This window comes from Halopseudomonas salina, from assembly GCF_014637955.1.
In the GTDB taxonomy this organism is placed as follows: domain Bacteria; phylum Pseudomonadota; class Gammaproteobacteria; order Pseudomonadales; family Pseudomonadaceae; genus Halopseudomonas; species Halopseudomonas salina.
Genome location: NZ_BMFF01000002.1, coordinates 282811 through 294716, shown reverse-complemented (window position 1 = coordinate 294716; position 11906 = coordinate 282811). Strand labels below are relative to the sequence as shown.

Annotated in this window: 14 protein-coding genes and 1 riboswitch; of the genes, 13 read left to right on the top strand and 1 reads right to left on the bottom strand. The window is 58.9% G+C overall.

Going from position 1 to position 11906, the window contains the following annotated elements; genetic code table 11:
* Window positions 1–40: 40 nt before the first annotated feature.
* On the bottom strand, window positions 41–298 hold the full coding sequence (locus IEV54_RS05280) for an accessory factor UbiK family protein (protein WP_150276294.1): 258 nt from the start codon (window positions 296–298) through the stop codon (window positions 41–43).
* Window positions 299–822: 524 nt separating this feature from the next.
* On the opposite strand from IEV54_RS05280, the gene glnK reads away from it, so the two are divergent.
* The 13 genes from glnK (at window position 823) to IEV54_RS05215 (ending at window position 11904) form a co-directional block, all read left to right on the top strand.
* Window positions 823–1161 (top strand): P-II family nitrogen regulator, encoded by a 339-nt coding sequence (gene glnK / locus IEV54_RS05275; protein ID WP_096346362.1) that lies wholly within the window; start codon window positions 823–825, stop codon window positions 1159–1161.
* A gap of 52 nt (window positions 1162–1213) precedes the next feature.
* A complete protein-coding gene (gene amtB / locus IEV54_RS05270) occupies window positions 1214–2464 on the top strand; it encodes an ammonium transporter AmtB (protein ID WP_150276293.1) in 1251 nt (416 codons plus the stop codon).
* Between the two features lie 217 nt (window positions 2465–2681).
* Window positions 2682–3137 carry a hypothetical protein gene (locus IEV54_RS05265; protein ID WP_150276292.1) on the top strand — a complete coding sequence of 152 codons (456 nt, stop codon included), beginning with the start codon at window positions 2682–2684 and terminating at the stop codon, window positions 3135–3137.
* A gap of 220 nt (window positions 3138–3357) precedes the next feature.
* A riboswitch (guanidine-I (ykkC/yxkD leader) is annotated at window positions 3358–3459 on the top strand.
* A 51-nt stretch (window positions 3460–3510) separates the two neighbouring features.
* Window positions 3511–4518: an ABC transporter substrate-binding protein gene (locus IEV54_RS05260; RefSeq protein ID WP_150276291.1), complete on the top strand. Its 1008-nt coding sequence runs from the start codon at window positions 3511–3513 to the stop codon at window positions 4516–4518.
* Window positions 4519–4589: 71 nt separating this feature from the next.
* Window positions 4590–5660 carry a fatty acid desaturase family protein gene (locus tag IEV54_RS05255; RefSeq protein WP_150276290.1) on the top strand — a complete coding sequence of 357 codons (1071 nt, stop codon included), beginning with the start codon at window positions 4590–4592 and terminating at the stop codon, window positions 5658–5660.
* A gap of 2 nt (window positions 5661–5662) precedes the next feature.
* Window positions 5663–6463, top strand: a complete 801-nt coding sequence (locus IEV54_RS05250; protein ID WP_150276289.1) for an SDR family NAD(P)-dependent oxidoreductase — start codon at window positions 5663–5665, stop codon at window positions 6461–6463.
* Window positions 6463–7218: an SDR family NAD(P)-dependent oxidoreductase gene (locus IEV54_RS05245; RefSeq protein WP_150276288.1), complete on the top strand. Its 756-nt coding sequence runs from the start codon at window positions 6463–6465 to the stop codon at window positions 7216–7218. Before IEV54_RS05250 ends, IEV54_RS05245 begins: the two co-directional genes overlap by 1 nt.
* Window positions 7218–8099 carry a DMT family transporter gene (locus tag IEV54_RS05240; protein ID WP_150276287.1) on the top strand — a complete coding sequence of 294 codons (882 nt, stop codon included), beginning with the start codon at window positions 7218–7220 and terminating at the stop codon, window positions 8097–8099. The genes IEV54_RS05245 and IEV54_RS05240 overlap by 1 nt, the downstream gene beginning before the upstream one ends.
* Complete coding sequence (locus IEV54_RS05235; RefSeq protein WP_150276286.1) at window positions 8099–8869, top strand: creatininase; 771 nt, start codon at window positions 8099–8101, stop codon at window positions 8867–8869. Before IEV54_RS05240 ends, IEV54_RS05235 begins: the two co-directional genes overlap by 1 nt.
* Entirely contained in the window at window positions 8866–9522 is a 657-nt protein-coding gene (locus IEV54_RS05230) for a cysteine hydrolase family protein (protein WP_150276285.1), read from the top strand. The genes IEV54_RS05235 and IEV54_RS05230 overlap by 4 nt, the downstream gene beginning before the upstream one ends.
* Window positions 9519–10301: an N-acyl homoserine lactonase family protein gene (locus IEV54_RS05225; protein ID WP_150276284.1), complete on the top strand. Its 783-nt coding sequence runs from the start codon at window positions 9519–9521 to the stop codon at window positions 10299–10301. The genes IEV54_RS05230 and IEV54_RS05225 overlap by 4 nt, the downstream gene beginning before the upstream one ends.
* Entirely contained in the window at window positions 10298–11065 is a 768-nt protein-coding gene (locus IEV54_RS05220; RefSeq protein WP_150276283.1) for a hypothetical protein, read from the top strand. Before IEV54_RS05225 ends, IEV54_RS05220 begins: the two co-directional genes overlap by 4 nt.
* A complete protein-coding gene (locus tag IEV54_RS05215; protein ID WP_150276282.1) occupies window positions 11062–11904 on the top strand; it encodes an ABC transporter permease in 843 nt (280 codons plus the stop codon). Before IEV54_RS05220 ends, IEV54_RS05215 begins: the two co-directional genes overlap by 4 nt.
* The last annotated feature ends 2 nt before the right edge of the window (window positions 11905–11906 follow it).

Sequence of the window (11906 nt, the reverse complement as noted above, 5' to 3'; positions counted from 1 at the left end):
GCCATTTGACGCCTGCCCTGATGGGCGGCGTTGAGTGGTGTCAGATGGCAGCTGGTTGCTGGCGCTGCTCCATCTCGGTTACACGTCTTTCCAACACTTCGAGGCGCTCGCGCGTGCGCTGCAATACGACCTGCTGGGTTTCAAACTCGTCCCGGCTGACTACGTCCATTTTTGCCAGCGCGCTCTGCAGCAGCGCCTTGAGGTGTTTCTCGACCTCTGGCGCAGGCAAACTTTTTTCGCTCATCAGCAGACGAGTTGCCTGGTTACTGACCGCTTCGATCAAGACTTTATGCAGCATGGAAGATCCTGCCTTGTAATCGTTTGTGTCGACCGGCCTGGCTCGGTCTGATTAAGCCCCGAGTCTATCACCCGCGCCTGGATTCGTCCTCTTGAGGGCGTCGCGAATTAATGCGCGATATCGGGCCGCTACAAATCATGTATGCACCACACTGGTGCGTATGCGCGGGCTGGCCAATTGCCCTGGGGGAGGGTAAGTATGCCAACACTATGATTATTAACAAAAAATTAAAAGTGGCAGGATTTCTGCAATGCACCAAAGCAGGTGAGACAGGCGAGATAACCGTAATTGGGCATCCCACCTCAAGCCAGCGTGACTTTTGCTGAATGACTTTGCGCAAAGCCACTAAGGAGCATTGGAGCATGAAGCAGTTGACTATGGCTAACGTGGCTTTCGTTATGCACGCTTTTGCCGGCGCGTCGGGTAGCTGCATCGGATCTGTGCATTGTCCGTTTCTAAAAGCCTCTAACTCGGCATAGACTGGTCCTGTCCCCCAGGGCAGTCCATCAATCGGGAGAAATAAAATGAAATTAGTAACGGCTGTTATCAAGCCTTTCAAACTGGACGACGTGCGCGAAGCGCTATCGGAGATCGGCGTGCAAGGCATCACGGTAACCGAGGTCAAGGGTTTTGGCCGGCAGAAGGGTCATACCGAGTTGTACCGCGGTGCGGAGTATGTGGTGGACTTTCTGCCCAAGGTGAAAATTGACGTAGCTATCGGTGACGACATGCTCGACCGCGTCATTGAAGCCATCACCAAGGCAGCCAACACCGGCAAGATTGGTGACGGCAAGATCTTCGTGGTCAACCTGGAACAGGCTGTCCGTATCCGTACCGGCGAGACAGGCACAGACGCAGTCTGAGCGATCAGTTCGTCCACTGAATGTATAAAAAAGCCTGTTGGGGGGCTTAATTATGGAAGACATCGTACAAATCAAGTACGCACTTGATACGTTTTATTTTTTGATCTGCGGCGCGCTGGTCATGTGGATGGCAGCTGGTTTTGCCATGCTCGAAGCTGGCCTTGTCCGTGCCAAGAACACCACTGAAATCCTCACCAAGAACATTACGTTGTACGCAATTGCCAGTGTTATGTATCTGGTGGTGGGCTACTACATCATGTATTCGGGTGACGAGGGCGGCATCATGCCGAACCTGGGCGTTCTGATTGGTGCGGAAAATGCACCCGAAGACGTTCTGGCTGGTGGTGATGACGCACCCTACTACTCCGCACGTGCCGACTTCTTCTTCCAGGTTGTGTTCGTCGCTACCGCGATGTCCATTGTCTCTGGTGCGGTCGCCGAGCGTATGAAGTTGTTTGCCTTCCTGACCTTCGCGGTCGTCATGACGGGCTTCATCTACCCAATCCAGGGTTACTGGAGCTGGGGCGGTGGGTTCCTGTCTGAAGCTGGCTTCAGCGACTTCGCCGGTTCCGGTATCGTTCACCTTGCAGGTGCTTCTGCAGCCCTGGCTGGTGTTCTGGTCCTCGGTCCGCGCAAGGGCAAGTACGGTTCTTCCGGACAGATCAATGCGATCCCCGGTGCCAACCTGCCGCTGGCAACTCTGGGTACCTTCATCCTGTGGTTGGGCTGGTTCGGTTTCAACGGCGGTTCGCAGTTGATTGTGTCGAACATCGAGGATGCCAACGCGGTTGCCCAGGTGTTCGTCAACACCAACGCTTCTGCGGCGGGTGGTTTGATCGCTGCTCTGATTGTTGCCCGGATCCTGTTCGGCAAGGCTGATTTGACCATGGCGCTGAACGGTGCTCTGGCTGGCCTGGTGGCAATCACTGCAGATCCGCTGTCACCCGGTGGATTCCAGGCTACGCTGATCGGCGCGGTCGGTGGTGTGCTGGTAGTGTTCTCGATCCTGGCTCTGGACAAGATCAAGATCGACGACCCGGTTGGTGCCATCTCCGTACACGGTGTAGTAGGTATCTGGGGTGTACTGGCGGTACTGCTGACCAATGGTGATGCGACTATCGGTGGCCAGTTGCTGGGTATCGTTACCATCTTCCTCTGGGTATTTATCACCAGCTTGATCCTCTGGGTCATCCTCAAGGCGGTCATGGGTATCCGTGTCACCGAAGAGGAAGAGTACGGCGGTGTGGATCTGTCCGAATGCGGGATGGAAGCCTACCCCGAGTTCACCAGCAGCAAGAACTGAAGCTGGTAGTACTCTTAGCGGTAACAGACAGGGCGCCTTCGGGCGCCCTGTTTCGTTTGCGACACACGTTTTCCTGAAGTTCTGATTCGCCGCTGGGAGCTCAGAGCGATGGGGGCTCGTCTACACTGGTTGCTAAACTTACTGATTCAAACGCAGTCGGATGCGTATCAGACATTATTGTTAACCGACACCATTTACCTACAACAGGGAGCAACTGATGAAGGCAGAAACCTTTGAAGACTTGATTAAATGGAATTCTGGCGTGCACGACATGCTTGCTGAACGCATGGAGAAAGGTTCCGAGCGTAACGGTGATGAGCGCGCGAAGGGCCTGTTGACGTATCTGGCTACTCACGAGCGGACACTCGCCGATACGGTGCGCAAGATCGGTGAGCGCGCGGATGAGAAGGCCCTCAAGACCTGGCTTTATGAGCACCTGAGCGAGGGCTTGCCATTGGAGGATGATCGTGAAATCGACTTCGACAATTGGGGGTACGAACAAATCAGTGCAGAGGTTGTGGATATTCACAACCAGATCATCGAGCTTTACCGCTCCATGGACGAGCGCGCAGCGATTCCCGAGGCGGAGGTCGTCATGCAGGAGCTTTACGACATGCACAAGGATGAGATCAGACACCTGTCGGACCAGATCAATAACGGACGCGCGCTTTAAGAGCATATGGCCCTTCGGTGTGCGTGTTCGCACCCGGATAGGGCGCGTATTGCCGTAATAGCAGTTAGCCCTTCCTGGCCTGTATTCTCCAGGCCAACCTAATTAATTGAATTCACTGCAGATTTTTTGATATTCAACAAGCTGGCATCAACTATGCACTGGTTGATAACGAATCGGGATGAGTCCTCAAGACTCATGACGCGTCACACAGTGGAGTAACACCAAGGCGAACTAGGGTTCCGGTCTGTTTACAGATGTCTGGTCCGAGAGTTTTCCGGCTCTCAGGATGAGGGCTACACGGCGGGATAAAAGCCCGGGAGATCGTCATGACGACGCGTCCCGAAATTTTGTTCAACCGTGCAGGAGTCTGACCATGACCGCCCCTCTGATCCGTTCGATCCGCAAGTCCCTGGCTGGCGCCAGTCTGGCCGCCGCCGCTCTGATTGCCCCCTTCGCCGCCCAAGCGGACGACAAGCTGACCATCGGCACCGTTGTGTGGGCCGGTTATGGTCCTTTTTACGTGGCCGATGAGCTGGATCTGTATGACCAGTTCGGTCTAGATGTCGAATTGCAGTTTTTCAATGATCCAGCTTTGATTCCCTCGGCAATGGCCAGCAGAGCAGTAGACGGCGGCATGCTCACCTACGACCAGGTAGTGGGTTCGGTAGCCAAAGGTCTGAAGCACAAGGTGGTTATGCCGATCGACTTTTCCGACGGTGGTGACGCGATTGTCGCCGACAAGTCGATCACTTCAGTCGCCGACTTCAAGGGCAAGCAGGTGGGTTACAACCCGCTATCGCCATCGGATTTCCTGTTGGCCTACGCGCTGCAGGTCAATGACATGACCGAGAAGGACATCCGCCCGGTAAACATGACCCCTGAGGCCATCCCCAGTGCCATGGCGTCAGGCAACCTGCCGGTGGGCGTCACCTATGAGCCAAACGTATCGCAGATCGTTGGAATGGGCGAGGGTGAGCGTTTCCACGTGGTGTACTCCTCTGCCCAGGCCCCGGGTCTGATCACTGATGTGCTGGTATTTGATGAGAAGGTAATCGCCAAGCAGGAGCAGGCTATCACCGCGATGATCAAGGGTTATCAGGCTGGCCTGGATTACATGCAGGCCAATCCTGAGGAGTCCGCCACCATCATCGGCAAGGTGCTGGGTGTGAGCGGCCCCGAGGCCACCGAGCAGATGGACGGTGTGTACAACATCCCCCTGGCGGAAATGGCTGAAATCTTCAAGGAGTCCGACTCCACCATGTCGTTCTACGGCAGTGGTGCGGTGATTGCCGACATTTTGGTGAAGAATCAGCAAATCCCCGCAGCACCCGACTTTGGCGACACCTTTGACGCCAGTTTTGTTGAATCACTGAACGAATAACCCAGGCGCATGCAAGCCGGATGCTGCCGTAGCCGGCAGCATTTCAGTTATTGCTGCGAATCGGAGGCGTTATGTCCACACCCAATTCCACATCTGCACCCGAGAGCAAGCCGAAGGCTGCTCCCAAGGCCAAACCGTTGTTTCGTTATGCCGATGGTCCGGTGCCCAATTCGCTGGCTATGACCTATAGCCTGCTCGGCTATGGTCTGGGTATCGCGTTGTTGTTTGCCGAGTCCTGGTTACTCAAGGCAGGCGGAACCCTGTTACTGGGCCATGCCATGATCATCGGCGCCTACCTGATGCACGAATTTGCCCATGGCACGATTTTCAGCAAACCGGCGCACAATGCCCGTGCCGGAGAAGTGTTCAGCTGGATGACCGGGGGCTGCTACGCCGGATTCCAGGATCTGCGTCACAAGCATATGCGGCATCATGTTGACCGCGCTGATGTGCTCACTTTCGACAGCAAGGAGTTCATCAACGGCCTGCCGACCTGGGCGCGCAAGATCATCCTCGCGCTGGAATGGGCCTATATCCCGGCGGTCGAGCTGCTGCTGCATGGCTATGTTATTTTGCTACCCTTTCTCGAGAGCAGTGACAAGCAGCGTGCTCGCCGCCCGGCTGTCGCGGCCACGCTGGCGATCCGGCTCGCTGCGTTCGCGCTGCTTGGCTGGTTGTCCCCGGTCGCGCTGGTGCTCTACGCAGTAGCCTGGTTGCTGATGATCACTGTGCTGCGCTTCACCGATGCCTACCAGCACACTTATGACGCCTTTGCGGTGCTGGAGGATGGTGACATTCCCGCCGACAAGTTGCGCGACCGGGCATACGAGCAGCAGAACACCTTCAGCAATCTGGTTTCGTTGCGCTGGCCGGTACTGAACCTGCTGGTACTCAATTTCACCTACCACAACGCCCACCACGAGAAGCCTGTCGCACCCTGGTACCGCCTGCCGGCATTGCACGCGCAGCTGTATTCCGATGGGTATCGCCAAGTGGTGCCGATGAAGGAACTGATCGGCAGCTTCCACCGCTATCGTCTGCGCCGGGTTACCGATGACGATTACGGTCACTTTGGCGAGGGCCCCAAGCGCGCCGAGGGCTTTTACGGTGCAGTGGGCGTCTCCTTCCTGACGGCGGTCTGAGCATGCAGAATCTCGACTATCGCAGCCAATGCGTCGTCATCAGCGGCGCTGCCAGCGGCATTGGCAAAGGCCTGGCCCAGGCCTTTGCCCATCAAGGCGCACGGTTGGTGCTACTTGACCGCCATGCTCGGTCACTGGCCACCGTTGCTCACCAGCTTGCTGTCGAGGCGGGTCTGGCACCTGAGCGGGTACGTTCATTCTGTGTCGACCTTGGCGACGATACCGAGGTCATGCGCTGCGCTGACTGGTTGCGCGAGGACGGCGCACCCATCGATGTCTTGATCAACAATGCGGGTATGGAACTGCCTACCCCGCTGGACGATTCCGATCCGCTCGCCAACCAGCAGTGGCAGTTCCAGCTCGACAACAACGTTGTCAGTATGGTGCGGCTGACCCGTGCTCTGCTGCCTTTGCTGCGCGATGGTGGCAGCATCATCAATCAGTCTTCGATCTGGGGGCTCAGCGCGGTGGCAGGCTTTTCCGCCTACTGCGCGAGCAAGCATGCGGTCATCGGTCTGACCCGCTCGCTGGCCTGGGAACTGGGCAGCCGGCGCATCCGCGTCAACGCCGTATGCCCGGGCTGGGTTGGCACCGAGGCGGCGATGGCTTCTCTGAGGGTTATGGCCAGCGAGAGCGGCCGTAGCGAGGAGCAGGAGCTGGCGCAGATTCTGGCTGGCCAGGTGATTCCCGAGCTACTGACGCCGGCGCAACTGGCCGGGACTTTCCTGTTTCTCGGCAGCCCGCTGAGCCAGGCGATCACCGGCCAGGCGCTGGTGGTCAGTCACGGCGAGGTGATGCACTGATGACTCACTACCCATTTAAGGGTCAACGCATTCTGATTACCGGTGCGACTACCGGTATTGGCCGCGCCTGTGCCTTGAAGCTTGCTGCCGAGGGTGCACAGGTGTGGATCAATCACCACGCCCAGGGCCAGCAAGCCGCCGAGCTGGTTGATCATATCTGTACCAGCGGTGGTCTCGCCCACGCGGTCGAGGCGGATGTTACTCAGCCCGAGGCGGTTTCGGCGATGTTCGCGAAGGTCTGTGCCGAGGGGCCGCTGCATGGCCTGGTCAACAACGCCGGCATCATTCTGGAAAAGCCCTTTCTGGATACCGGTGAACAGGATTGGCAGCGGGTCATGTCGGTCGATCTGGATGCTGTATATCGCTGCTGCCGGCATGCGTTGGCGGGGATGCAGACGGCGAAGGCCGGCAGTATCGTCAATGTCAGTTCCGACCTGGGCTTTCTCGGCCGCGAACACTACGTTGCCTACTGTACAGCCAAGGCCGGGGTAATCGGCCTGACCCGCTCCCTGGCCCGGGAGTTTGCGCCCCATATCCGCATTAATGCGGTGGCGCCGGGCCCCATCGAAACGCCGATGCTGACCGGCGAGAACATGAGCGCTGAATGGCTGGCAAAGGAGCTGGCCATACCGGCTGAACGTTTTGGTAAACCGGAAGAGGTTGCCGCAGCGGTGGCCTTTCTGTTGTCGTCTGCCGCCAGCTTTTTTACCGGACAGATACTGGGGCCCAACGGCGGCTCCTGGATGGGTGGCTAATGTTGCGCCCGGAACTGATTCTGATCATAGCTACCATCTTGTGGGGCACCAGTTGGGTGCCGCTTCACGCATTTGCCGGTATCGGCTTGAGCGGCATGCCCATGGTGCTGGCCGCGTACGGCCTTATCGCGATCGTCTCTGTGCCGCTTTTATGGTACCAGCGGCAACAATGGCGCAGCCAGATCTGGGGCGTGATTGCGATTATCTGTTTTGGCGGCTGGGCCAATGCGGCACTGATTTCTTCCCTGTCCCTGGGTGAGGATTTGGTGCGCATCATGCTGCTGTTCTATCTCGCGCCAGTCTGGGCGGTGATCGGCGGCTGGTTGCTGCTCAAGGAGCAACTGACGCCTTTGCGTCTGGGCTCACTGGCCCTGGCACTGGTTGGTATCGCGCTAACCCTGGGTGCCGGCAAGGACACCTTCAAAACGTTAACGACCATCGACTGGCTAGCCCTCAGCGCCGGCTTTGCCTTCGCGATGAACAATCTGGCCACCCGTGCTGCTGACCGGGTGCCGCTGGTGAGCAAAACCTTCGCCGCCTTTATTGGCAGCGCACTATTTGCCGGTGCCGCCTGTTATCTGCTTGGGCAGTGGTTGCCGACGCTCGGGGTCGGTAGCTGGCTGCTGGTGGCGTTGTTTGCGGTCGGCTGGCTGTTGGTCGCTACCCTGGCGGCGCAGTACGGCGTTACCCACCTGGAAGCCGGTCGGGCAGCAGTGCTGATCGTATTCGAACTGATTGCCGCCGTTCTCTCCGCGGCCTGGCTGGGTGATCAGGAAATCGGCATGCGCGAGTGGATAGGCGCAACCCTGGTCTGTATCGCTGCTGTCATGGCTGGTTGGCCGGAAAAAATCGAACCCGAACTGTCAAGGAGCTTGCCCTGATGAATAACCTCTACATGGACCAGATCAGCTGGGTGGAATACCAGCAGCGGGTCGAGGCTGGCGCTGTGGTATTTCTGCCCTGTGGGGCAACCGAGCAGCATGGGCCGCACTTGCCCCTGGGTACCGATGCGTTGTTATCCACGGCGATCAGTGCAGACGTAGCGGCCAAGGTGGGAGGGATAGTGGCCCCGGCATTGGCCTACGGTTACAAATCCCAGCCCAAGTGCGGCGGGGGCCAACATTTTTGCGGTACCACCAGCCTGGATGGCGCTACCCTTTCAGCCCTGGTACAGGACGCAGTTCGTGAATTCGCCCGCCACGGCGTCAAGCGTCTGGTGTTGGTGCTGGGGCATTACGAGAATCAGTGGTTTGTTGCCGAAGGAATCCAACTGGCGCTACGCGAACTGGGTCGCGATTGCGATCTGGAGGTCATGCGCCTGGAACATTGGGATTTCTGCCAGGAGCAGACCCTGGAAGACATCTTCCCTGACGGTTTTCCAGGCTTTGCGCTGGAGCACGCGGCGGTCATCGAGACCTCGTTGATGCTGCATTACCATCCGCAGATGGTCGCGCTGGATAAGATCCCCGACGATCTGCCGGCTGATTTCCCGCCCTATGACATGTATCCCACCCGTACCGAATGGGTGCCGCCATCGGGCGTGTTGTCATCGGCCAAGGGGTCGACTGCAGAGAAAGGCGCACGCATGGCCGGAGACATTGCCGAGGGTATCGCCGCAGCAGTGCGCCATGAATTTGCGCTGGAATCATGAGTGTTCTGTCGGAGTTGCATCCCGCCAACGGCGCCCTGCTGTTGATCGACATGCAGCGTGACTTCTGCGCGCCGGGTGGCTATGCCGAGCAGGCAGGCCTGGATATTCAACGCTTGCGCGCGCCCATCCCGGCGCAGCAAGCCTTGCTCGCTGCGGCACGCAGCTACGGCCTGCTCGTGGTGCATACCCGCGAGGGGCACCGCTCCGATCTGAGCGACCTGCCGGACTGGAAACGCCGGCGGGCCGAACGCAGCGGTGCGCCAATAGGTCAGTCCGGTCCCATGGGACGGCTGCTGATTCGCGGCGAGCCCGGCCACGATCTGATCGATGAACTGCAGCCTCTGGACGGCGAGCCGGTCATCGACAAGCCGGGTTACAGCGCCTTTGCCCATACCGATCTCGAGCTGCTGCTGCGCAATCGTGGGGTCAGTTGTCTGCTGATTGCTGGCGTTACTACCGAGGTATGCGTCAGCTCGACCCTGCGCGCAGGTATCGACCTTGGATTCAGCTGCCTGACCGTCAGTGACGCCTGCGCTTCGCCCCATCCCGAGTTGCACGCGGCCGCCCTGCAGATGATCGGTGTCGAGGGTGGCATTTTCGGCGAGCTGTGCAGCAGTGCCGAGCTGATCAGGAAGCTGGAGGCCGCAGCATGACCGACGTATTGAAGCTGTGGCCCCTGCTCACCGCAACGCACCACTATGACAAGTCCTACTCGACCCGAGGTCGCGGCATGGGCACCTCGATCGAGGCACCTATTCTCGCCTACCTGATCGAAACCCGGCAGGGCCGTGTGCTTTTTGACGTGGGCTGTGACTATCACAAGCTCAGTGACCCTGTGGCGCGTCAACACTGGTACGACCCGCAGGATTTCCCGATGGGTCCGCCGCAGATGGACGAGGAACAGCGCCTGGGTGCCCACTTGGCGCGGATGGGATTGCAGACGCAGGATATTGACCTGGTATTCCTCAGTCATCTGCATTTTGACCATGCAGGAGGGCTCTGCGAGGTGTGCGGAGCGGAGGTGCACGTGCATGAAGATGAACTGCTTGCTGCCCGCGAACCGGCGGATGACGCCTACTTTGCCGATGACTTTGCCGGCAACGTGCGCTGGCGCCTGCAGCAGGATGAGTACGAGCTGCTGCCCGGTCTGAATGCCTTGAATACCCCGGGGCATACCGCCGGCCACATGTCCCTGATGATCCAGTTGCCCAAGGGCGCACCGGTCATTCTTGCCGGCGACGCCGCCGATCTGCAGGAAAATATCGATGACGAGATCGCCCCCGGGCTGTGCTGGCGCGATCGCGAGGATATGGCTGTGGAAAGCATCCGCAAACTGAAATCCGTGGCAGCCGAGACCGATGCGCATCTGTGGCCGAATCACGACATGGCCTTCTGGCGGGGCCTCAAACGCTTTCCGGAGTACCACGCATGAATAACGTACCTGATTCCTATCTGGGGGGTTGGCAGCGCACGCTGCTGCGCACCGCCGACGGTCATGAGGATCGCGACACCCGCGTTTTCTGGTTGCAGACAGCCTCGGTACACGCCGATCTGCGCATACCCGAGCCAACACCGATGACAGTTGATCAACGTATCAGCCAGGCCGGATTTGCCGGGCTGACCGAAGTAGAGAGTGATCGCTGTCAGTGGCACCGCTTGGTGGATTTTCACCCTGACAGCGGCACCGATGTTGGGCTTATGACATTCATCAGTCCCGACGAAGTGCATGAGGCCGCGCCGGATGGCAGCTATCTGGAGGTCTGGCAGCGATTGCCGGAATCGATCGGAGCTACCCACGCGATTTGGCTTGAGGCAGTGAACAATCCGCAGCGCAAGGGCTGTCTGCTGCAGGCTGGAGATTGCTTCATGTTTGTTGCCGACAGGCCAACGCCGGCGCGCAAAGGTGTGCCCCTGAGAACACAGATCACCGGGCTGGGCGCTGATCAGGCCGAGTTCATGATGGGCTGCGAGTTTTCCTTCGGTCGTGTCTCTGGGGGAGACATGCCGTGGGAAATCACGCTGTCTTCCCTGCCTGGTCGCACCGGCCGCTGCCTGCTGCTGGACCCGCCAGAAGCCAGCCTGAGCCAGTGGCCGGTCGAGAGGCTGGCAACCCTGGGCGGCTATCCGCCTTCCAGCGGCTGGCAATGCGCACCGCTACCCCTGTCGAGTCTGCCTGAGAAGGAGGTTATCCGATGAACGCCCAAGCCCCTGTTCCGGAAAATAAAGCGGCCTCCGTCTCACGTGTGAGCCGCCCACGCTGGTGGGTCATTCGCGGCACCATGAGCGGGCGCACCAGTGCGATACTCGCCGCTATCGGGCTTGCTTCGCCCTTTTTGGCCTGGTGGCTGTATACGCTGATGGGTTTTGCCGACCCGCTGTTCATGCCCGGTCCGGGCGCTGTAGCCGAACGGATCTGGCACTGGTGGACCGATGAGGGATTGCTCAACGACACCGCGATCAGCGTCTATCGTGTCATGGTTGGATTCCTCGTCTCGGCGCTGATTGCCCTGCCTCTGGGTTTGTACCTGGGTACCTATCGTCCAGTGCAGGCGACCCTGGAGCCGTTGATCGACTTCATCCGCTATATGCCGGCGGTGGCGTTCATTCCGCTGGTCATGCTCTGGGTGGGCATCGGCGAGAGCTCGAAGATCCTGATTATCTTCATCGGGACCTTTTTCCAGATGGCCCTGATGGCCGCTGAAGACGTGCGCCGAGTACCCATGGCGCAGATCGAGGCAGCGCAGACGATGGGTGCCAATCGCAGTGAGATCATTCGCCTGGTGGTACTGCCCTCGGCCCGTCCGGCGCTGCTCGATACCCTGCGCATCACCTGTGGCTGGGCCTGGACCTATCTGGTGGTAGCCGAGCTGGTAGCCTCCAACTCGGGGCTGGGTTACGCGATCCTGCGCGCTCAACGCTACATGCATACCGACAAGATTTTCGCCGGCATTCTGCTGATCGGTCTGATCGGTCTGCTTACCGACCAGGCTTTCCGCTGGATCGGTCGCCGTGCATTTCACTGGCAGAAGAGGTAAAC